The organism is uncultured Arcobacter sp., from assembly GCF_937982575.1.
Lineage (GTDB): Bacteria > Campylobacterota > Campylobacteria > Campylobacterales > Arcobacteraceae > Arcobacter.
Genome location: NZ_CALJLR010000015.1, coordinates 33,697 through 55,177, shown reverse-complemented (window position 1 = coordinate 55,177; position 21,481 = coordinate 33,697). Strand labels below are relative to the sequence as shown.

Below are 21,481 nucleotides of genomic sequence, written 5' to 3'. Positions count from 1 at the left end.
CTAAATTGAAATTTTTATATAATAATCTTTGGTATGAAAAAACCAAATATAAAAGAGTTGATTACGCAATCGACTTATTCTACTATATATACTCCAATATTTAAAACCGGTACAAAAGATATTTTTGCTTATGAAGCTTTATCTAAATTTGTTTTACATGGTGAAGAGATTTCTTGTACAGAATTCTTTTCAAGACTACAATCCAATGAAAAACTATTTTTTCATCTAGAAAAAAAGAATAAACATCACCAAATAATTAATGCAGACAAATCAAAAAAACTAATTTTGTATTTTGATATAGCTGTTTTTAGTGAAAAAGAGTATAGGAAGTTTTGGAAGGAGTATTTAAGTGAATATAAACATAGAATTATTATTAATATTTTATATCAAGGTAGTTTGAGCGATGACAACTTAAAGATAAAAGAGAAGATGATTAAGTGGTTGATAAAACATGAGTTTGAATTTATTATTAATATCTTTGATGATTTTACATATGCAGTATCTTTCGATGAGATTGAAAAAGCTACTTATATAAGAATAAACAATTCAATATTGGAAAAAACTATAAGCAATAAATCTTATAAAAGTCTTCTAAGTTTTGTAATTAATTTTGCAAAAGATAATAATACTAAGTCAATTATAAAGCATATAAAAAGCAAAGAAGAGTTAATGCTTGCTGAAAACTTAACAGCAGAATATATGCAAGGTGATGTTTTTGATTAATTGTCTTTTAGGTTTTAAGAAAAGTAATTAAAAAATCTAGTTAGTTGAAAATAATAAACTTTTTCTTAATATGCTTGCTATATGATTTTCTTATAAAGACTATAGAAAGGATGTATTATGAAACATGAATTAATAAAACTACCTTATAGTTATGATGCTTTGGTTCCTTTTATGTCAAGGGAAACTTTAGAATACCATCATGATAAACATCATCAAACTTATGTCAATAAACTAAATGAGTTAGTTGTAGGAACTAAATATGAAAAAATGCATTTAGAAGATGTTATTTTACACTCAGATGGTGCAATTTTCAATAATGCTGCTCAAATATATAACCATGACTTATTTTTTAAAGGATTAAAAAAACAGTTTTCGCAGCCATCATCTAAATTAAATAATCTAATCATAGATACTTTTGGTTCTATTGATGCATTAAAAAAAGAGTTTATTTCTAAAGCAACAACACATTTTGGTTCAGGATGGGTTTGGCTGGTAATAGATGAAAATAAAGCCTTAAAAATTGTATCAACCTCAAATGCTTTAACTCCGTTGACAGAAGGGTTAAAACCTCTTATGGTTGTTGATGTTTGGGAACATGCTTATTATATTGATTATAGAAATGTCAGAGCTGAGTATTTAGAAAATTGGTGGAAGCTAATTGACTGGGATTTCGTATCTTCTAGATTATCAATAATTAATGAGTTAGGTGATCCGAATTCCATTAAAGATTGTAATGATAATAGTGATTTATGTAATTATGTTGAATCACTTATTGAAGAAGAGAGAGTTACTAGCTAAATATTATATAGACTTATTGCAGAATAATATTTAGAGATAGGTTTTCAATTGACTTTATATTTACTTATTTGAATAATATTTTTAAAAATTTCAAATATTTTTGGGTCATGTTTTATTCCATTTTCTTCTTCTAAAATTTTCATAATTTCAGCATGTAATCTTTTGTTATGATAAGGTCGTGGTGATGACATAGCATCATAGCTATCTGCAAGAGAAATTATTCTCGAATAAATAGGAATACTCTCACCTTTGAGTCTATCTGGATAACCATTACCATTATAATATTCATGATGATGTCGTACAGCCTTTGCTATAATATCACTATTTTCAAAGTCTAGAGTGTTTACTATCTTTTCACTATTTATAGCATGACTTTTCATTATTTCCCACTCTTCGTCATTAAAAGAGCTAGGTTTTAATAAAACATTATCAGGAATACCAATTTTTCCTATATCATGAAATGCTGCACTAATACGTAAAGTTTTTATTTGATTTATGTCTAATTTTAGAGCGATTCCTACTTCACTTGAAAGTTCTACTACTCGTTCAGAGTGTAATTGTGTATGTTCATCTTTTTGTCCTAATGCTAACAAAAGTGCTTTTGAACATTCACATACGACATTTTCTTCTTCTTTAAACATCTTCATAGAAAATCCTTTGATTTTTATTTTACTCTTTGTAATAGTTTATAATTTTTGTAGTAGTTGATTGTTTCCATTAAAAGTAGGGCAATTACACCCATAACCCAGTACATAAACCATTGTGAAATCATACCTATAAATCCATCTTCTGATATATAATCTACAATTTGAAAGATAAGAAAAAATAAAATAGTTGATTGTAAAGATGGTTTACTGTTTTGATTGAAATCTACTATTTCATAATCTTTTAGTTTAAATTTAAAATATAAAAATACAAAGCTAATAACAATAAGTCCTAAGATAAAAAGATATTCACTTTTTATTATTTCTATTGTTTTATTTTCTCCTAACACATATAAATAAACAGCAAAAATAGAAATAAGTGTTATGGCAAAAAGATTAAGTGGTTTATTCAAGATATTTCCTTATATTTTGTCAATTTTATCAAAAAATAGATATAAATTAACATAGGTTAATGAAAATAGATTTTTTTAGTAGTAGACTTACAAAATAATTATTAGGATATAAAGTGAATCTAAAAAGTGTAACATTAGCTTTATTAGTTGTTTTAATTTGGGGAGTTAATTTCTCAGTTATAAAGTTTGGACTTGAAGAGTTGCCTCCTATACTTTTTTCATCTTTGAGATTTTTTATAGTGGCTATTCCGGCTATATTTTTTATACCTTTTCCCAAAACATCTATTTGGAATGTATTAGGAGTAGGATTATTTTTAGGTGTTTTAAAATTCTCATTTTTATTTATTGCGATGAAAGCAGATGCAAGTGCTGGAATCTCCTCTTTACTATTACAAGCTCAAGTTATATTTACAATTATTCTTAGTGTAATCATTTTTAAAGAAAAGATTTCCACGTCACAGCTAATAGGTATGTTGATTGCCTTTACTGGTTTTGGATTTTTCTTTTTTAATGTAAATACTAATATTACGTTCTTAGGACTTATTTTAATACTTAGTGCTGCTATTTTTTGGTCTATTTCAAATATCATAATGAAGCAAATAAAAGGTGTGAATTTATTGCATTTTATGGTTTGGGTAAGTTTAATTCCTCCACTTCCTCTTTTTATACTTTCATATATATTTGAAACACATGAGCCTTTAACTCTATTATTTAACTCTAGCATTAAAACTTGGACTTCACTTGCATATACTGGGTATATTTCAACTTTAGTTGCTTTTGCTATTTGGGGATGGTTACTTAAAAACTATAACACTGCGCTTGTTACTCCCTTTGCATTGCTTATACCAGTTGTTGGAATTGTTAGTTCAAATATCTTACTTAATGAACAATTGACTAACATAGAGGCTATTGGTGGTATTTTAATATTGTCTGGATTATGTATTTCTATGTTGGGTAAAAAAATAGTTAATTTTTTAGAGAATAAAAAGAGTACATAATTGTCATATAAAACTAATAAAAGAAATTAATCTTTATTTATCTATAATATTTAAAACTATTTCATTGGAACAACATGATAAATAAGAGTTTAATCTTTTTGTTTATATTCTCATATCTTTTGATAACTCCTATAAAAGCGAAGATTGAACTAGATACTTCAAAGATAAAAAACTATTTTATTATAAAAGAGTTTTATTTAGAAGATAAGAATAGGTTTATGGCGATAAGGTCATATGAATACAATGCCAATAAATACTACTTAATCGTAAATTTAGATACTTTAAAAACTTCGATAGTAACAGAAAATAAAAAAAAGAGTTTTAAAAAAACTGCTGAAAAATCTCTTTTAAAAACTAACTATAATATTTTAAAAGAAAAAGCACTTAAGAACTCTAGACCTTTAGCAAATGCAGGAATAAATGATAGTTTTCATATAAATAAAAATGAGATATACCTTACAATTGATATGTGTCCATCTTCTAAGAAAGGTTATGAAAAAGAGCTTTTTGAGGAGTTTTTGAACTTAAATGAATCAAAGAAAAAAATACCAATAGCAATTGCTATTACTTATAGATGGGTAAAAGATCATAAAAAAGAGTTTTTCTCACTTATTCATAATCAAAATCTTGATATCACATGGATAAACCACTCAAAAAATCATTACTATAATCCAAAGGAAGAGTTATCAAAAAACTTTATGCTTAACAGTAAAACAAATTTAAATGAAGAAATTATAGAAGTGGAAAAAATGTTGATATTAAATAATCAAACTCCTTCTATGCTATTTAGACTACCAGGTTTAGTATCAAATAAAAAACTAATAAACTCTTTGGTTTATGATTTTTCACTTATACCACTTGGCACAAATAATTGGTTAGTAAAATCAAATAGAGAAATAAGCGATGGAGATATTATTTTAATACATGGAAATCTAAATGAAAAAGAGGGAGTTAAAAAATTGATTAATAAACAATACAATATAAAACGCTTTAAGTCTATATATAACTCTTTATTAACAGACAAATAAATATTAGAATTTTAAAATCTATTTTTAAGTGATAATAAATATAATAATAGAAAATAAAAAGGACCTTGATGAGTCAAAAGAATATAAAAGAAGAGTTTGCAAAAGTTATTTTAAAGGCTAAAGTAATTGCTGCACTGTTTTTTATTTTATTAGCACCTAGCATTGTAATTACTGTAAAAGGTTTAGATGAATTATTTGGATATAGCGAAGATGTTTGGTTTAATATCTCTGTTATTGGATTTGTTATTTATGGTATTTATTATTTATTTTTTTGGAAATGTCCAAAATGTGGAAATTTTCCAGGACGTGGTTGGTTTAGAAAGAATTGCGATAATTGCGCTGTTGAACTTAGTTAAAAACATATTAGTATTAAAAAAAATCCATAAAAGTTTCTAAAATTTAAATTTTTATTGTATAATTGTGTATATTTTTTAATGACTTTATACTAACAGTAAAATTTATGTTTTTAAGTATGTATAATAATCATTAGAATATACATATTTAAAGGAAAAGAAGAAATGCAAATTTATGTAGGTAACATGTCTTACGGTACAACAGAAGAGAGTTTAACTACTTTATTTTCTCAATATGGAGAAGTAAGTAGTGTAAAATTAATTACAGATAGAGATACAGGTAGAGCAAAAGGTTTTGGTTTTGTTTCTATGAATGATGATAGCGCAGCGTCAAAAGCTATTGAAGAACTAAATGGTAAAGAATTTGATGGTAGAACTTTAAGAATTAATGAAGCTAAACCAAAAGAAGAAAGACCAAGAAGAGAATTCAATAATAGTTATTAATCTAAAAACTTTTTAAAAGGGGTATTTACCCTTTTTAAATACAGACCTCTACTACAACTTCCTCCCCCAACTTTTTAAAATACAAAGGTAATTATGACTATTGATGAATTAAAAGAATTAATACTATTAAATTTAAAAGATGATTCAAAAGAGTTTAAAAGGGTTTTTCATGGTAGGGGAAACTATTATCAAAATTTCCATTATTTATGTGTTGATAGCTTAGATGATATATTGTTTGTAACTCTATTTGAAGCTGTGGATGAATCTTTAGAAAAAGATTTAAAAAGTATATTTGAGCAAATTTGTGAAAAAAAAGAGTTCCACTGCTTAGTTTTGCAAAAAAGATATCAAAAAGATAACTTTTGTGAAGTGTTAAAGGGAACTTTACCAAACAATTTACAAATAAAAGAAAATAACTTAAAATATAATATCAATTTTACAAATCAAAATATTGGCTTATTTCCAGATATGAAAGCAGGTAGAGAGTTTATATCTTCAATATCAAAAAATAAAAATATACTAAATCTTTTTTCCTATACTTGTGCTTTTTCAGTAGCAGCAATAGCATCAAATGCTTCACAAGTTGTAAATGTAGATATGTCAAAAGGTGCTTTGAGTGTAGGTAGAGAAAATCACAGAATTAATAATCTTGATACAAGTAAAGTAAAGTTCTTACCATATAATATTTTAAAATCATGGAGTAGAATTAAAAAATTTGCTCCCTATGATATTATAATTATAGATCCTCCCTCTTTTCAAAAGGGAAGTTTTGCTGCAAGTAAAGATTATGAAAAGATAATCAAAAGATTAAATGAGTTGGCAAGTCCAACTTGTACTGTTTTGTCATGCTTAAATGCTCCAGAACTGGATACAACTTTTATGAAAGATTTGTTTGCTAATTTGGCCCCTGAGTTTAAATATGAAAAAAGATTAGATAATTTAGAAACTTTTCCTACAAATAATGATGAGAAAACACTTAAAAATATGGTCTTTAAAAGGCAGATAATTTGACAAACCCAAAAATATGTCCTTTCTGTGGCGAAGATAACTTATGTGAAGCAAATATACCAAATAATAACTGCTGGTGCAATACTATTAAAGTGCCAATGGAACTTAGAGTCTTGATTCCTGAAGATAAAAGAATGAAATCTTGCATTTGTAAAAAGTGCATATTATCTTTTAAAGAAAATAGTAAACTATTTATTGAAAAGTATAATTTAACTAAATAGTTAAACTTAACTATAATTTTTTATTTTTAACTTATTTGCTTATAATAAAATTCAAAATCATATTAAAATTAGGAATTATAATGGCTGAAAAAAACCGTTGGCTTATGGCCTTATCTGCTGTAGGCGTTCATATTTGTATTGGTTCTGTATATGCCTGGAGTGTTTATGTAAAACCAATTCAAATGCAAATGTCTTGGAATCTTACTGATGTAACAATAGCTTTTAGTATAGCAATTTTCTTTTTGGGTTTATCTGCTGCACTTATGGGAAAATTTGTTGAAAAGAATGGTCCAAGGGTTTCAGCATTAATAGCCGCTGCTTTTTTTGGTATAGGAACGATGGGTTCAGGCCTTGCTATTATGATGGAGTCAAAACTTTTATTATATTTCTTTTATGGAGTTTTAGGTGGCTGTGGATTAGGAATAGGGTATATCTCACCTGTTTCAACTTTGGTTAAATGGTTTCCGGATAAAAGAGGTATGGCAACTGGACTTGCAATCATGGGCTTTGGTTTTGCTTCAGCTATTTGGGGTCCAACTATTAAAATCCTAATAGAAAAAGTTGGTATTTCAAATACCTTTTTTATACTTGGTTTTTTCTATTTTGTAATAATGTCTCTATCTGCTTTATATTTGCAAGCTCCTAATAAAGACTATATGCCTGAAAAGTTTAAGAAAAAACTACAAGAGGGTAAGAAAAAGATAAAAGAGGATTTAGCAAATTTAGGACTAAATGAAGCTGTTAAAACCCCTAGGTTTTATGGGCTTTGGTTGATGTTATTTATTAATGTTACTTGTGGAATAGCTATTATTGGTGTTGCATCTCCTTTATTACAAGAAGTTGTTGGTATATCAGCATTAGCTGCAGCTGCTGCTGTTGGGCTTATGGGTATATTCAATGGTGCAGGAAGAATTGTTTGGGCTTCCTTGTCTGATTATTTAACAAGACCAGTAGTTTATATAATTTTCTTCTTTACTCAAGCAATTGCTTTTTATATGTTACCTTCAATTACAGAGGTTATCATATTTCAATTTGTTTTATATTTTATTATGTCTTGTTATGGTGGTGGTTTTGCTTCAATTCCAGCATATATTGGAGATATCTTTGGAACAAAAGAATTGGGTGCTATTCATGGGTATATTTTAACTGCATGGGCGGCAGCTGGATTAGTAGGTCCTTTAATCATATCTATAGTAAAAGATATAACAGGTAGTTATTCTCAAACACTTTATGTTTTTGCAGGCTTTTTCTTGGTGGCGTTTGTTATATCCTTGGCAATGCTTTTAAATATAAATAAAATAAGAAAGAGTAAATATTAATAAATTATTTTTAATTTATAAAATAGAACTCTTTTGTTATAATAAAATTAAATAAAATAACAAGTGGTGTAGTGAGTCAATTTCTAATATCTGATGATGTAAAAAATTTAAATGTAACAAATATAAAAGATAATCTATTTAGCTATAAATATGATATAAAAAGATTAAGTGCATATTTTGAGAATCCTACTGAAGAGTTAGAGCACTTTTATAGTAGTTTTAAGGGTGAAGTTTATGAAAACATAATTTATGAACTTCTTTTAGAATATGCAAAAACTGCTTCTGAAATAAATAAGTTTATTTTAAAAGGTCCCCACCAAAAAAGAGATGTAAGTCAAAATAAGAGTGGACTTTTAATAGATAATAGTAATCAAATAGTTTATAAAGCCTCATACAAAGATATTAGTGAATTTGATGCACTCTTTTTTACAAAAAAAGAGATCTATTTTGTAGAGATGAGTACTTCTAAAAAGACTGCAAGTTTAAATAAAAGATTATTTAAAAAACAGGCTTTATTAAAAGTGCTTTTCCCTTATCTTGAAGTAAAAGCTTTGATTGTACTAACTAAAGGTTCAGTTGGATTAAACAACTTTCCTGATTATTGTACAATTTGGGTTACAAAAGATTTTGATGATGAGAATTTATTAAAAGAGTTAATCGCCAAAAAAAGAGAAAAAAAGATCACTTTTCCAAGTGAGAAAAAAGATGCAAAATATGTTGAAGCAAATACAATTCCCCACTCCAACTTTAAATACTTTCAAACACTAAAATGGATACTTTACACAGCAAGGTCAAATAAAAGATTTAGTGTAGACCTAGGCTTTTTTAATAGTAGGGATTTAAACTTATATTTTGATATATATACTAAGCTTTATGTAGGTTTTATCAAAATAGATGATTTTAGAAAACTTGTAGAAGATTATAATTTTGAAGTTAAAGATGACAAAGTAATAGTAAGTATTGAAAAAATTAATCAAAAGACTTATGGAGTAGTTTATTACCCTAAAAATAAAAATGGTCAATTAAAAAGAGTAAAGATAGATGAAAAGGGTATTAGTATAAAAGATAAAGAAGCAGAAGGCTTTACAAATGCAGAGATTAAATTCATGCTAAATGTTCTAGATGATAAGTTTATTCTTACTTTAAATGATATAAACCACATAAATAAAAACATATCTATTATAAAAACTCAATAACTCACTTATATCGAATACTTTTTTCTTTAGATTTTTTCATTTGAAATTCAACCATTTTATTAAATGGAGTTAAAAAATTATCAAGAGAGCTTTTATCTACATTTTCAATATTTTGTTTATTTAATAGTTTTAAAATAACTAACGTAGATTCAATAGTTGATAAACAATAATCAGAAGGCTGTTTTTTAAACTCATAGGCAGAACTACTTTCGTAATTAAAACTAATTTTGGGTAATGAGTTTAGATTTGTACTTGATTTTAGTATCTTTTTAGAACAAGCCCATGTAGAATCAATGAGAAAAATCACTTGTTGTTTTTTATTTTCAATATAATTATTATTTAAATTTATAGAATCTTTACCTGGATAAAGAATAAAACAATTTTTATTTGAATCATTAATGATAGAATTTATTTTATTATTTTGTGAAAAATCTATTCCTACAAAAATTTTACTATTTAAAAGTGATTGGTGGGTTATCTTTCCTGTATTATTTTTAGTTTTTTTATACTCTTTTGGATGCATCAAAAAAATAAACTCTGTTTTTGTATTAAAAGGCTTTATAAAACTACATACACAACTCTTTTTTGCTCTATTACATTCGTAACAATATTCTCTAATATTTTCCATTTCTTATTATATTGTAACTTTATTATAAAAGAATTAATAGAAATATAAGACTTTTATGATATACCACCATTATATTAAGCTAGTATTAAGAATTGTAAAGATAAGATTGTATTATTAAATAGTAATGGAGGTGTGTAATGAATAGTATTAACAGTGTTCAAATGAGCTCATTAGCAGCTTATAATTCTAATATTAATCAAAATATAGATAGTAATACTGATGCTAATATCAATAAAAACATACCAAAAGTTGAAAATAGTTCTGAAAATGATATAAATAATCAAGCAGTGAATGTATCCATTTCGATGCAAAGCATGCAGATTTATGTACAAGTTAGAAGCTTAGAGTTTGTGCAAACAAATACAGAAGCCCAAGACATGTTACATAGTATCTTTAACAACAAAGAGGTTTTCCATTTTTTAGATGGTAGAGAAGCTGCTAATGGCCTAAATTTAAAAGATATAGGTTATACAGGAAAACCAATTACACAATTAACTACAGATGAAGCTAAGGAATTAGTTTCAGATGAAGGTTTTTTTGGTGTAGAACAGACTTCAGAAAGAGTTTCAAATTTTGTGTTTGGTATTAGTAAAGATGATGTTGAGCTTTTAAAAGAATCAAGAAAAGGTCTTGTAAAAGGTTTTGAAGAAGCTGAAAAACTTTGGGGAGGAGAACTTCCTGAAATATCTTATTTGACACAAGAAAAAACTTTGGAAAAAGTAGATAAAAAAATCGCAGAACTATTAAATAAAGATAAAAAAGAAGAAGATGACTCTAGTGAGCTTGGCGATTCTCCAGCTGAAGCTTTAGAAGAAGAAGAGAAGAAAGAGAGCTAAATTAAATTAGCTCTTTTTTTTTCTCTCTCTTTTCTCTTGTTTTTCATTTTTGTAAGAGCAAGTTTTCTCATATCAGCAATTGTGTCTGACTCATCCATAATTTCTAATCCAAGTAGTGTTTCTATACAATCTTCAAGTGTAACTATACCTTCTGTTTGGTCATAATTATCAAGTACCACAAACATATGTTCTCTTTTTTTGATAAATGTATTTAAAACTTTTGAAACGGGAATATTCTCATTTAATGCAAATACAGGCGTCATAATAGTATCTATTGTAACTTCACTATCTTTAATGGCTTGTTTAAATAGCTTTTTAGTAAGAACTACTCCTACCATATTATCTATTGTACCATCATATATTGGAACTCTTGAAAATTTATAAGTTCTTTTGTCGTCTAAAATATCTTTGATTTTTGTATTTTTTTCAATTGCATACATAACTGACCGTGGTGTTAAAATTTCTTTAATTTTTATACTATGTATTGTAAGTGTATTTTCAATAATATCAGATTCTAAATCTCCAATAATACCTTCTTCTTCACTTAATAGTGTTGAGTGAATTAACTCTTCTCTTGAAATTGAATCACTTGAAAAACTACCATTTGAAATCTTTTTTGTTACAAATTGAGTAATCAATATAATTGGATAAGTTATAACAATAAAAAACCTAATAATAATTGCTGCAAGTGGCGCTAATTGTTTCCAATAAACTGCTCCAATCGTTTTAGGAATTATTTCTGCAACAAAAAGTATCATAAATGTTAGAAAAATTGAAACAACAATAATTAATGTTGAATCACCTTCAAATACTGACTCTGCCTGAACCCCAATAGCTGTTGCACCAAGTGTATTTGCAATAGTATTTAAGATTAAAATTGATGCTATTGATTTATCTATATCTTGTTTTAAGGTTTTTAAAAGTTTTCCAGCAGTTGGATTGTCTTTTTCTATGACAGAAATATAAGAAACATTTGTAGAAAGTAGAATTGACTCTAGAATCGAGCACAAAAACGAAACACCGATAACTATAACAAATAGAAATATTAGTAATTCCATATAATCCTACTCGTGTGTAAATTTAAGTTATTCCTCTGGGAAGTATCTTCCAAGATATTGCTCCTTTTTAATATAATTAACTTCGTATGATACCAAATTTTTTTTAAAAATAGTATATATTTGACAAAAATATCTAAAAAGATGTATAATAATGAATAAAGATATAAATCAATTTAAAAGGAGGTTATCATGGAATTTGGTCCTATACCACAATTGAATGAATTTCAGATGAATAGCGCTAGAGTGCGTGAAATTGTCAATGAAATCGATCCTAGCAAAAAAATTGATAATGATGCGAAACCTAAAGAGGTTTTAGAAGTACACAAAGAAAAAGTCAATGAACTTAAGCCTAAAGAAGAAGTTTCAAAAGGTGATTTTTCAACTTATAATGAAGTTACCTTAACTAATTTAAGTTTTGGTTACAACGCAGAATCAAAAGATTTTTTTGTTAAAGTGCAAAGGGGAGATTTTGAAGCTCAATATCCAACTGATGAGATGATGAGATTAAAAGCGCTAATGTTAAGTGCAAATGAAAATGAAGCTAGCTAGTTAAAGAGCTGTTTTTTAACTCTAATAATCTACTAGCTTCATAATATTTTGCATTACTATCTAATTTTTCTAAAAGATGATTATATTTTTTAAATACTTTCCAAACTTTTTCATAAGCTTCATGTCTATTCTTTCTAAAAAGAGCTAATGCTGTAGCTCCATTTATAAGTCCTTGAATAGCTTTAGCTTTACTTTTTTCTTCTATTTTTTTATAGTATCTCCACTCATCTTCTAAAAGTTCGTGTGCTTCTACAAATCTTTCCTCTTCAAGGGCTGATATAAACTCTTCTATACTCAAGAGTTAAGTTCTTTATCTAAATAATATCCAGTGTATGAACCTGATTTTTTATGATTTGATGCAATTTGTTCAGGAGTACCTATATCAACTATTTGTCCACCTTTACTTCCACCTTCTGGTCCCATATCTATAACCCAATCAGAATTTTTGATAATATCTAGATTGTGTTCGATTACAAGTACGGAGTTTCCTAAGTCAACAAGATGGTGTAATACTTTTGTCAATCTATCAACATCTGCAAAATGTAGCCCAGTTGTAGGTTCATCGAGTATATAAAGAGTATTTCCAGTATCTTTTTTACTTAACTCTTTACTTAGTTTTATTCTTTGTGCTTCTCCACCTGAAAGTGTAACTGCATTTTGTCCTAGAGTAATATATCCTAATCCTACATTTTGTAAGGTCTCTAGTTTTGCAAATATTTTAGGAACTTTTGCAAAAAATTGTATAGCTTCATCAACACTCATATTTAGTACATCAGAAATTGATTTTCCTTTATATAGAATTTCTAAGGTTTGAGCATTGTATCTTTTTCCATAACACTCATCACATTTAACCATAATATCTGGTAAGAAGTGCATTTCGATTTTTATTTCACCTTCACCTTGACACTTCTCACATCTTCCACCTTTTACATTAAAAGAGAATCTTCCTATTTGATAACCTCTAAGTTGTGCCTCTTTTGTTTTAGAAAATAGTGTTCTTATTTCATCCATTAGCCCTGTATAAGTTGCAGGATTACTTCTTGGGGTTCTTCCTATTGGAGATTGGTCAAGGTATATAACTTTATCAAGGTCTTCAAGCCCTTCAATAGTTACACCATCTACTTTATTTACTTTTCTTGCATGATTTAATAGCTCTTTTGCAACTGGAAGAAGAGTTTGTAAAATAAGTGAAGATTTACCACTTCCACTTACTCCTGTGATTGAACATAGGTTTTTTAGTGGGATTTGTACATCTAGGTTTTTTATATTATTTATTGTTACATTTTTTATCTCAATAAATTTCTCTTGGGGTCTATTATGTACATAATCAATTTTTTTCTTTCCAGTTATATATTGAGCTGTTAGGGTTTTTGCTTTCATCATCTGTTTTAATGTTCCTGCAAATACTATCTCTCCACCATATTTCCCTGCATTTGGACCAATATCAACTATATAGTCAGCTGCTTCTATTGTCTCTTTATCATGCTCAACTACTATTACAGTATTTCCTTTTTCTTGTAGGGCACGAAGTGTTTTAATTAGTTTATTTGTATCTCTTTCATGAAGTCCAATAGATGGCTCATCTAATACATACATAACTCCTGTAAGACCTGAACCTATTTGTGATGCAACTCTAATTCTTTGTGCTTCTCCCCCACTAATTGTTCTAGCATCTCTTCCTAAAGTTATATATCCTAGTCCCACATCATTTAAAAAGAAAATTCTCTCTTTTATCTCTTTTAATATAGGTGCTGAAATCATTTGTGATTGATTTGAAAAGTATTTGAAGTTTTTATCATCATGGAAAAATTTATATGCATCTTCTATTGGTAAAGTAATGATTTCTGAAATTGTTTTATTGGCAACTTTTACTGCTTGAGAAGAGGGTTTAAGTCTATTTCCACCACAATCACTACAAGACTTTTCAGTCATATATTCACCTAAATCTTTTTCATCTTTTATCATGTCATAGGCAATTTTAACTATACCTTCCCATTTTCTTGTAAGGGTATGTCTTTTCCAAGTAAATACAGCATCTTCAATACCACCATGAAGAATTGATTTTTTTTGATGTTCCTCTAAAGTATCAAAAGCAACTGAAGTATCAATACCTGCTGCTTCACAATGAGCTTTAAGCATCTTAAAATAATACCCTTTGTTAAATCCATAGATAACTCTAATAGCTCCTTCGTCAATACTAAGACTTTCATTGATTACTTTTTTCATATCTAAAGCATATCTAATACCTAAGCCATCACATGAGGTACAAGCACCTTTTGGAGAGTTAAAAGAAAAAGTTAAGGGTTCAAGTGGTTCAAAAGAGATTTTACAATCAAAACAAGCCATATGTTCAGAGTAGTGATTATGTTTTTCAACTCCTACTTCTTCATGATTCATAATCTCTATTTCAAGTTCTCCAAAACTCTCTTTTAAACCTTTCTCAACATCTTGGGCAATTCTATCTTTGTTTTCTTCTTTTACAACAACTCTATCAATTACTACTTTGATAGTATGCATTTTATTTTTTTCTAACTCTACTTCTTCATCAAGTCTAACCATAACTCCATCAATCATAGCTCTTACATAACCTTTACCTCTAAGACTCTCTAAAAGGTCAGCAAAAGAACCTTTTTTTCTATTTATCAAAGGTGCAAGTATTACTATCTTTGAATTTTCTGGCAAGTTTAAAACTTGTTCTATTACATCAGAAGCACTCATTTTAGAAATAGGTTTATTACATTTGTGACAGTGTTGTGTTCCAACTCTTGCATATAAAAGTCTAAAGTAATCATAAACTTCAGTAATAGTTCCAACCGTTGATCTTGGATTCTTAGAAGTTGTTTTTTGGTCAATTGCAATTGCAGGAGTTAATCCTTCAATTCTTTCAACATCAGGTTTTCCTACTTTATCTAAGAATTGTCTAGCATATGCAGAAAGAGACTCTATATATCTTCTTTGGCCTTCCGCATAAAGTGTATCAAAAGCTAATGTTGATTTACCACTTCCTGAAAGTCCCGTAAAAACTATAAGTTTGTTTTTTGGTATTTCTAAATTAATATTTTTTAAGTTGTTTTCTTTTGCATTATATATTTTTATCGAATCTGTCATTATTATTTATCCATTTTTGTAAATTAGTTATATTAAAAAGCTATTATAGTTGAAGCTTAATAATAAATTTTGAACCTGTGTATCTTTTTTTATTATATTCAAAGGTTACTTTTTCTACTTTAATATCACCTTCTAAGTGTTTTTGAACTATCTCTTGAACCATAAAAAGACCAATCCCTGTTCCATCACTTTTATATTTTGTTGTGAAGTATGGTTCGAAGATTCTATCTATAATTTCATCTTTAATACCTTTTGCATTATCTTTAATTTCTATATTTAAAAAATTATCTTTTTTATAACAATCTATAAAGATATATTTTTTATCAAACTCTTTTTCCTCAAAATTCTCATAAGCATCGATAGCATTATTTAAAATATTTAAAATAACATGAATAAGCTCATTTTCTAGTGATGTTATTTCTATATTATCTATATTTTTGATTAGTTTTATATTTTTACTTTTAAGTTGGGCTGATATTAACTTTAGTGCTTTTTCAAATGGATCTTTTATTTTAAAAACATTTTTTTCTTTTGTTTGCTTAAAAAAGTTTCTAAAATCATCAATAGTATTTGAAAGATGGTTTGATGTATCAACAATTACATCTATAAAATTTATTAGGTTTTCATCACTTAAAGTTCCAAACTCTTTTTGTACTTTAATTCCACTAGCTGACGTTGTTATTGCTGATAAGGGTTGTCTCCATTGATGCGCAATATTTTCAATCATTTCACCCATGGCTTCCATTTTTGACTTATGATACAAAAGTCTATCTTTCTCTTTTTTCTCTTCTTCAAGAGTTGTTATATCCGTAATATCAATTACAACACCAATAAGTCCTAAAACATCTCCCTTTATATCAAAATATGCAGACTTGTAAAATACAACATTGAATCTTTTATCTAAATCTTTATTATAAACTTCTGCTTGATATACTTGTGGGTTTTCTTCTAGATTAAATACTTTTTCATCTTGTTCATGGTAAAGTTTTGCAATATCAGATGGAGCAATATCAAAAACAGATTTGCCTATAATTGTATCCGCTTTTATACCAGTTAAATTTTCCCATGCTTTATTACAACCTAAATATTTACCTTTTTTGTCTTTATAAAAAATAGAAGTAGGGTTTTTATCAAGTAGAGTATTTAAAAATATTTTTTGATTTTCTAGCTTATGTATATTTAATTCTATCTCATTTTTTAGTTTTTGTTCTTTTTGAAGTTTCTCTGTAACATCTCTTGATATACAAATCATATAATCTATATCATCTTCACTATAGTGTTGTATATTTGATTCAAGGATAAACTTTTTTTTACTTTTTGAATAAAAGTTTGAATAAGTTGTTATCTTATCATGAATTAAAATTTCATTTAAACAATCTTTATCATCAATTGCTTCTCTTATATCATCTATAGCTAAAGTAGATAGCTCTTTCATTGTATATTCTAAAGTATCCAAAAATTTTTGATTTGCATATATAATATTTGATTCTTTCATATTATATATTGCAATTAAATCATTTGCATGATTTATAAGGTTAAAAAATAGTTTTGAACTAATCAATTGATTTTCTGTCAAAATCTTCTCTTTCTAAATGTATAGTTTGAGTAGGGAAAGCAAATGAACAAGAGTTTTTCTCTACTAATTGTGAAATTCTTACAATTACATCTTGTTTTGTCTCTAACCAGTCTTCCCAAACAGGGCTTCTACTAAAGCAATAAACTAAAATATTTATAGAACTATTTGCATATTCATCAATATAGACTAAAATATTGTTTTTAACACCTATTAAATCTTCTTTTTTTAATAAATATGGTTTTTTATCAATACTTGCTGATTTTGATGAGGCAATTGAGTCATGTTCTTGTAACATCTCTCTAATATCATTTACTAAGTTTTCAATATCACTCATTTTACTATTATATGTTATACCTATAGACATATTTATTCTTCTACCTATAATTCTTTTTGACCAGTTTAAAATAGGTATATTTGCCAATTGAGCATTTGGAATAGTAATCATTGCATTTGCAAAGGTTCTAATTCTAGTAGTTCTCATTCTAATATCAACTACAGTTCCTTCTACATTTCCAGCTTCTATCCAATCTCCTTGTGAAAATGAATTATCTGTAATAATATTTAATGAACCAAAAAAGTTAGATAGGGTATCTTTTGCTGCAAGTGCAACAGCTATACCACCAATACCAAGTGAAGCTATGATGGCTTTTATATCAAATCCTAATTGAACCAATAAAAATAGTGCTATAAATATTAGAATTATAATTTTTAAAATTCTTAGAATAAAGTCAACCATCTCTTTTCTCATATTTGGATAGTCACTAAATATTTTATCCGAAGATAGATTTATGTAGTTTGTTAAAATTCTATAAAACATATAAGAAGATAGTGCTAAATACACAGTGTTGAACCAGGGTATTAAGTGGTTAACTTTAGCGGCATCATCTAGGAGTAGAAAAAGTGATAATTGAAGTGAAAAAACATAAATAATTAAAGATAAATTAAATCTAAAACTAGAAGGAATAATCTCTATAATAGAGGTATTTAAAGCTTTTATATTTTTTGATAGTTTATGATTAAATAGTTCAGCTAAATATGGGAGTATCTTTCTATTAACAAGCATAAAAAGTACAAATATAGAAAGAAGAATTACTACTTTTCCTACAGAAATATGGAAATAGTAATTAAAAGTTTCAGAAATATTTTTAATATATTTATTTGAATCTATTGTTTTTATAATATATTTTAAACTTAGTTCATCAAGTATAAAATTACTTGGTCTAAAATCACTAATATTAGAGTTTAAATAGTTGTATACAAGTAGATCAGCATTTATTTGTGTTCGCAATGACTCAAAGGCATTATTAAACTCAAGAGTAAGAGGGTCTTTTTGTGTAGATATTTGATTATATGTTTTTTCAAAAAGTCTTAAATCTATTCTATTTAATTCTTCAATTTTACCTTCAAGTAGTGAGATAAAATACTTTTTATCTTTAAAAGAGTTTTTACCATCAATTATTGAGTTTATTGTTTTAGCAAACATCTTTTCGTTTTCTAAAAATGATATTTTTAAAAGGTCTCTTGAGACAGCTAAGTTATTGTCATATTTAGAGTTGACATTTATTTTGCTATTTAAAAATTTTATCTTTTTTTGATACGTCTTTTCATCAAAAGGGTAGGGCACTTCATTATTTATGTTATTAATGATTTTTCCCATTTCATCATCAATTATTTCAATTTGTTTATCTGCATCTATGTTTTTGTCTTTAATGAGTTTTATGATAAAACCTAAGTCATAGGCACTTATTTCTTCACTTCTTGTATTTAAGTCTGTTTCTTCAGTAACTTTATTTGCAGTATCACTATTATTAGTAGGTTGATTATTCTTATTTATTGAATTATTAACTACTAAGGCATTTCCAAAGAGATTTATTGATAGTAATAAAAGTATAAAAAATTTGAATAAAGTATTAGTAAAATTGTATCTTTTTCTATTGTTCATGAGATTCCCGTTTAAAAAAATAAAGTATATATTGTACCATAATTAAATATTAAAGAAGCATTTGGTATTTTACATATTAATAATTATAAGGTTAGTATAATGAATATTCAAAATAGTTTTGAAATAGAAAATGAAGTTTTTTATTATTATGATTTAGAAAAAGTTTTTTCATTATATGAAAGCTTAAGAGAACTCCCCCTTTGCTTAAAGATATTATTAGAAGAGAATTTAAGAAAAGCAAATAATGACGAAGAAATAGAGTATATCATTGATCTATTTTTAAATAGAAAAAATCTTAAAATAAATTTTTATCCCTCACGAATTGTCATGCAAAATTTTAGTGGAATTTCTTCACTTGTTGATTTAGCATCAATGAGAGATATAGTTGCTAGATATGAAGGTGATGTAAATAAAGTAAATCCTACAGTAATGATAGACATTATACTTGATGACTCTTTATGTGAGAATATTGAAACAAAAGAGAAGTATAAATTTATAAAATGGGCAAAAAGTAAATTTGAAAATGTTAGAGTAATCCCTCCTGGTTCACAACTTTGTCATCAAATAAATTTAGAGTACTTATCTACAATAATTCATCTAGAACAAAAGAATGGAAAAAATTATCTATTTCCTGAGACAATAGTAGGAACAAATAAAGATACTATAAGTATAAGTTCATTGGGTGTTTTAGCTTGTAAAATAGAAGGTGTTAAATCAGAGTCAACAATATTTGGTTTTCCCTTATCTTTTAATCTACCCAAAGTATTGGGAATAGAGATAAAAGGAAAAGTAAATAAGACTGTAACATCATCAGATTTAATTTCAAATTTAATAAATAGTTTAAAAGAGTATACACTATTTGAAAAAATTGTAGAGTTTTATGGGGAGGGTGTTTGTGAACTAACATTAGAAGATAGATTAACAATTTCAAATGTGGTTTATGAATATGGAGCAAAATCTTCTTTTTTCCCAATAGATAATAGAACCCTTCAGTATTATGATAACACTATGGATAATAGTGATTTTTCTAAACTCGTAAAAATATATTTAGAAAAACAGAGTCTATTTTCTAAAAGCGATGTTTTATCTTACGATGAGACTATTGAGATAAATTTAGATTTAATAGAAGCTAGCATATATGAATCTAAAAAATCAGATGATAAAATTAGTATCAATGAGTTAAAAAACTTTCCATTACAAAATAGTGGAATTAACCTAAATGATGGTGATATAGTATTATCAATAATATCTTCAAATTCAAATCCTTATTCTCTCATACATGTAGGACTTATAGCAAAAAAAGCTTATGAATTAGGTATAAGAGCCAATGAGAGTATTAAGAAACTATTATTTACAACTTCACCCTTAGAAAGAGTATATTTAGAAAAACTTGATTTATTGAAATATTTAGAAAAACTAGGTTTTAATATTGTTGAAAATGATTATAACTTTAATGATTTCAATAAAAATATAGAAGAAGATATAAAAAGCAATAACTTAAATGTAGTTTCGCTTTATTGTGCAGATGAAAGGTATGAAGAGAATATTCCCTCTTTTATTAAATCAAACTATTATATGTCAGCATCTTTGATAATAGTATATACTTTAGCTAAAACAATAAAATGTAATATTTTAGATGACTGTATTGACATAGTAGAAAATAAAGAAATAAAGCTTGATGATATCTGGCCAAGTAATGAATTAGTTGTTGAGTATTTAAATAAGTTAGACTATAGTTTATATAAAGAGATTTATAAAAATATTTTTCAAGGTAATAAATATTGGCAAGAACTAGAAGTACAAGACACACCCACTTATACTTGGGATAAAGACTCTACATATATACAGGCTTCAAACTTTTTTAATAATGAATATATAGAAAAAATAGAGATAAAAAATGCAGGAAGTTTAGTGATTTTAGGAAATAACATTAGTACAGATAAAATCTCACCTTCAGAACAAATAGCTCTATATTCAGTTGCATCAAACTACTTAGAAGAAATAGGAGTAAAGTCATATGATTATAACTCTTTTAAAAGTAGAGAGGGAAATAGTGAAATTATGCTTAGAAGTATTTTTGATAGTGCAAATTTAAAAAATGAAATGGTTTCAAAAGAGGGTGGATACACAAAAGATTTTGAAGAGGATGAAATTGTCTCAATTTATGAACTCTCTAAACGATTTAAACAAAGAAATAGACCTTTGGTAATATTTGCAGGAAAAGAATATGGAATTGGAGAGTCGAGGGATTGGGCTGTAAAAGGGATGAAACCTTTAGGGGTAAAGGCAATAGTTGCAAAGTCTTTTGACAAAGTTTATAGAGAAGATTTAATTGCCTTTGGAGTTTTGCCTTTGGAGTTTTTAGAAGATGAAGATTTTGAAGTGTTAAATTTAAGAGGTGATGAGGTTATTGATATAGTTTTAGATGAAAACATAGAAGTAAATGCTTTAGCTAACTTAACAATTACTTCAAATAGAGCAGTTATCGAGACTAAATTAAAAGTTAGATTAGATACTAATGAAGAAATAAAGTATTATAAAAATAGCGGTATCTTGTCTTATTTATTAAAAACTATGCTTTCATAGATAAATATAAGTCAAATAAAGCTAAATAATAATAAAGTACAAATAAATTATTA

21 protein-coding genes are annotated in these 21,481 nt (G+C 26.9%); 13 read left to right on the top strand and 8 right to left on the bottom strand.

Features of this window, described 5'->3' with window-relative positions; translation table 11 throughout:
- The first annotated feature begins 33 nt into the window (after positions 1–33).
- Complete coding sequence (locus tag Q0617_RS10140; RefSeq protein ID WP_298753094.1) at positions 34–723, top strand: EAL domain-containing protein; 690 nt, start codon at positions 34–36, stop codon at positions 721–723.
- A gap of 117 nt (positions 724–840) precedes the next feature.
- Complete coding sequence (locus Q0617_RS10135) at positions 841–1,521, top strand: superoxide dismutase (protein ID WP_298753093.1); 681 nt, start codon at positions 841–843, stop codon at positions 1,519–1,521.
- A gap of 44 nt (positions 1,522–1,565) precedes the next feature.
- On the opposite strand, the gene Q0617_RS10130 is transcribed toward Q0617_RS10135, so the two are convergent.
- Together Q0617_RS10130 and Q0617_RS10125 are read right to left on the bottom strand one after the other, a co-directional pair.
- Entirely contained in the window at positions 1,566–2,168 is a 603-nt protein-coding gene (locus Q0617_RS10130) for an HD domain-containing phosphohydrolase (RefSeq protein WP_298753091.1), read from the bottom strand.
- Positions 2,169–2,185: 17 nt separating this feature from the next.
- Positions 2,186–2,578 carry a hypothetical protein gene (locus Q0617_RS10125; protein WP_298753089.1) on the bottom strand — a complete coding sequence of 131 codons (393 nt, stop codon included), beginning with the start codon at positions 2,576–2,578 and terminating at the stop codon, positions 2,186–2,188.
- A gap of 113 nt (positions 2,579–2,691) precedes the next feature.
- On the opposite strand from Q0617_RS10125, the gene Q0617_RS10120 reads away from it, so the two are divergent.
- The 8 genes from Q0617_RS10120 to Q0617_RS10085 all read left to right on the top strand — a co-directional run bounded on the left by Q0617_RS10120 (position 2,692) and on the right by Q0617_RS10085 (position 9,145).
- On the top strand, positions 2,692–3,576 hold the full coding sequence (locus Q0617_RS10120; protein ID WP_298753087.1) for an EamA family transporter: 885 nt from the start codon (positions 2,692–2,694) through the stop codon (positions 3,574–3,576).
- 74 nt (positions 3,577–3,650) lie between these two features.
- Positions 3,651–4,604: a hypothetical protein gene (locus tag Q0617_RS10115; protein ID WP_298753085.1), complete on the top strand. Its 954-nt coding sequence runs from the start codon at positions 3,651–3,653 to the stop codon at positions 4,602–4,604.
- Between the two features lie 68 nt (positions 4,605–4,672).
- A complete protein-coding gene (locus Q0617_RS10110) occupies positions 4,673–4,960 on the top strand; it encodes a hypothetical protein (protein WP_298753083.1) in 288 nt (95 codons plus the stop codon).
- A gap of 162 nt (positions 4,961–5,122) precedes the next feature.
- On the top strand, positions 5,123–5,401 hold the full coding sequence (locus tag Q0617_RS10105) for an RNA-binding protein (RefSeq protein ID WP_298753081.1): 279 nt from the start codon (positions 5,123–5,125) through the stop codon (positions 5,399–5,401).
- A gap of 93 nt (positions 5,402–5,494) precedes the next feature.
- A complete protein-coding gene (locus tag Q0617_RS10100) occupies positions 5,495–6,412 on the top strand; it encodes a class I SAM-dependent methyltransferase (RefSeq protein ID WP_298753078.1) in 918 nt (305 codons plus the stop codon).
- Positions 6,409–6,630, top strand: coding sequence for a cysteine-rich CWC family protein (locus Q0617_RS10095; RefSeq protein WP_298753076.1), 222 nt, complete (start codon positions 6,409–6,411; stop codon positions 6,628–6,630). Before Q0617_RS10100 ends, Q0617_RS10095 begins: the two co-directional genes overlap by 4 nt.
- Positions 6,631–6,710: 80 nt before the next feature.
- Positions 6,711–7,949 (top strand): OFA family MFS transporter, encoded by a 1,239-nt coding sequence (locus Q0617_RS10090; protein WP_298753074.1) that lies wholly within the window; start codon positions 6,711–6,713, stop codon positions 7,947–7,949.
- Between the two features lie 71 nt (positions 7,950–8,020).
- Positions 8,021–9,145 (top strand): hypothetical protein, encoded by a 1,125-nt coding sequence (locus tag Q0617_RS10085; RefSeq protein ID WP_298753073.1) that lies wholly within the window; start codon positions 8,021–8,023, stop codon positions 9,143–9,145.
- Between the two features lies 1 nt (position 9,146).
- Here Q0617_RS10085 and Q0617_RS10080 read toward each other — a convergent pair whose 3' ends face one another.
- Positions 9,147–9,773 carry a tRNA-uridine aminocarboxypropyltransferase gene (locus Q0617_RS10080; RefSeq protein ID WP_298753072.1) on the bottom strand — a complete coding sequence of 209 codons (627 nt, stop codon included), beginning with the start codon at positions 9,771–9,773 and terminating at the stop codon, positions 9,147–9,149.
- 137 nt (positions 9,774–9,910) lie between these two features.
- On the opposite strand from Q0617_RS10080, the gene Q0617_RS10075 reads away from it, so the two are divergent.
- On the top strand, positions 9,911–10,609 hold the full coding sequence (locus Q0617_RS10075; RefSeq protein WP_298753071.1) for a hydrogenase-4 component G: 699 nt from the start codon (positions 9,911–9,913) through the stop codon (positions 10,607–10,609).
- On the opposite strand, the gene Q0617_RS10070 is transcribed toward Q0617_RS10075, so the two are convergent.
- A complete protein-coding gene (locus tag Q0617_RS10070) occupies positions 10,606–11,667 on the bottom strand; it encodes a CNNM domain-containing protein (RefSeq protein WP_298753070.1) in 1,062 nt (353 codons plus the stop codon). The genes Q0617_RS10075 and Q0617_RS10070 overlap by 4 nt on opposite strands.
- Positions 11,668–11,856: 189 nt before the next feature.
- Between Q0617_RS10070 and Q0617_RS10065 the strand changes: the two genes are divergently transcribed.
- Positions 11,857–12,216, top strand: coding sequence for a flagellin (locus Q0617_RS10065; protein ID WP_298753069.1), 360 nt, complete (start codon positions 11,857–11,859; stop codon positions 12,214–12,216).
- On the opposite strand, the gene Q0617_RS10060 is transcribed toward Q0617_RS10065, so the two are convergent.
- From Q0617_RS10060 to Q0617_RS10045, 4 genes are read right to left on the bottom strand one after another with little or no spacing between them, the layout of a single operon-like run.
- Positions 12,209–12,514, bottom strand: coding sequence for a DUF309 domain-containing protein (locus Q0617_RS10060; protein WP_298753067.1), 306 nt, complete (start codon positions 12,512–12,514; stop codon positions 12,209–12,211). The genes Q0617_RS10065 and Q0617_RS10060 overlap by 8 nt on opposite strands.
- Positions 12,511–15,324 carry an excinuclease ABC subunit UvrA gene (gene uvrA, locus Q0617_RS10055; protein WP_298753065.1) on the bottom strand — a complete coding sequence of 938 codons (2,814 nt, stop codon included), beginning with the start codon at positions 15,322–15,324 and terminating at the stop codon, positions 12,511–12,513. Before uvrA ends, Q0617_RS10060 begins: the two co-directional genes overlap by 4 nt.
- Positions 15,325–15,367: 43 nt before the next feature.
- Positions 15,368–16,900, bottom strand: coding sequence for a PAS domain-containing sensor histidine kinase (locus Q0617_RS10050; protein WP_298753063.1), 1,533 nt, complete (start codon positions 16,898–16,900; stop codon positions 15,368–15,370).
- Positions 16,878–18,842, bottom strand: coding sequence for a mechanosensitive ion channel family protein (locus Q0617_RS10045; RefSeq protein ID WP_298753061.1), 1,965 nt, complete (start codon positions 18,840–18,842; stop codon positions 16,878–16,880). Before Q0617_RS10045 ends, Q0617_RS10050 begins: the two co-directional genes overlap by 23 nt.
- A 99-nt stretch (positions 18,843–18,941) precedes the next feature.
- On the opposite strand from Q0617_RS10045, the gene acnA reads away from it, so the two are divergent.
- Positions 18,942–21,428 (top strand): aconitate hydratase AcnA, encoded by a 2,487-nt coding sequence (gene acnA, locus Q0617_RS10040; RefSeq protein ID WP_298753059.1) that lies wholly within the window; start codon positions 18,942–18,944, stop codon positions 21,426–21,428.
- The last annotated feature ends 53 nt before the right edge of the window (positions 21,429–21,481 follow it).

Coding starts and splice junctions, on each gene's coding strand:
- Q0617_RS10140 (WP_298753094.1), top strand. CDS start 34: ATGAAAAAACCAAATATAAAAGAGTTGATTACGCAATCGACTTATTCT.
- Q0617_RS10135 (WP_298753093.1), top strand. CDS start 841: ATGAAACATGAATTAATAAAACTACCTTATAGTTATGATGCTTTGGTT.
- Q0617_RS10130 (WP_298753091.1), bottom strand. CDS start 2,168: ATGAAGATGTTTAAAGAAGAAGAAAATGTCGTATGTGAATGTTCAAAA.
- Q0617_RS10115 (WP_298753085.1), top strand. CDS start 3,651: ATGATAAATAAGAGTTTAATCTTTTTGTTTATATTCTCATATCTTTTG.
- Q0617_RS10110 (WP_298753083.1), top strand. CDS start 4,673: ATGAGTCAAAAGAATATAAAAGAAGAGTTTGCAAAAGTTATTTTAAAG.
- Q0617_RS10105 (WP_298753081.1), top strand. CDS start 5,123: ATGCAAATTTATGTAGGTAACATGTCTTACGGTACAACAGAAGAGAGT.
- Q0617_RS10100 (WP_298753078.1), top strand. CDS start 5,495: ATGACTATTGATGAATTAAAAGAATTAATACTATTAAATTTAAAAGAT.
- Q0617_RS10090 (WP_298753074.1), top strand. CDS start 6,711: ATGGCTGAAAAAAACCGTTGGCTTATGGCCTTATCTGCTGTAGGCGTT.
- Q0617_RS10080 (WP_298753072.1), bottom strand. CDS start 9,773: ATGGAAAATATTAGAGAATATTGTTACGAATGTAATAGAGCAAAAAAG.
- Q0617_RS10075 (WP_298753071.1), top strand. CDS start 9,911: ATGAATAGTATTAACAGTGTTCAAATGAGCTCATTAGCAGCTTATAAT.
- Q0617_RS10070 (WP_298753070.1), bottom strand. CDS start 11,667: ATGGAATTACTAATATTTCTATTTGTTATAGTTATCGGTGTTTCGTTT.
- Q0617_RS10065 (WP_298753069.1), top strand. CDS start 11,857: ATGGAATTTGGTCCTATACCACAATTGAATGAATTTCAGATGAATAGC.
- uvrA (WP_298753065.1), bottom strand. CDS start 15,324: ATGACAGATTCGATAAAAATATATAATGCAAAAGAAAACAACTTAAAA.
- Q0617_RS10045 (WP_298753061.1), bottom strand. CDS start 18,842: ATGAACAATAGAAAAAGATACAATTTTACTAATACTTTATTCAAATTT.
- acnA (WP_298753059.1), top strand. CDS start 18,942: ATGAATATTCAAAATAGTTTTGAAATAGAAAATGAAGTTTTTTATTAT.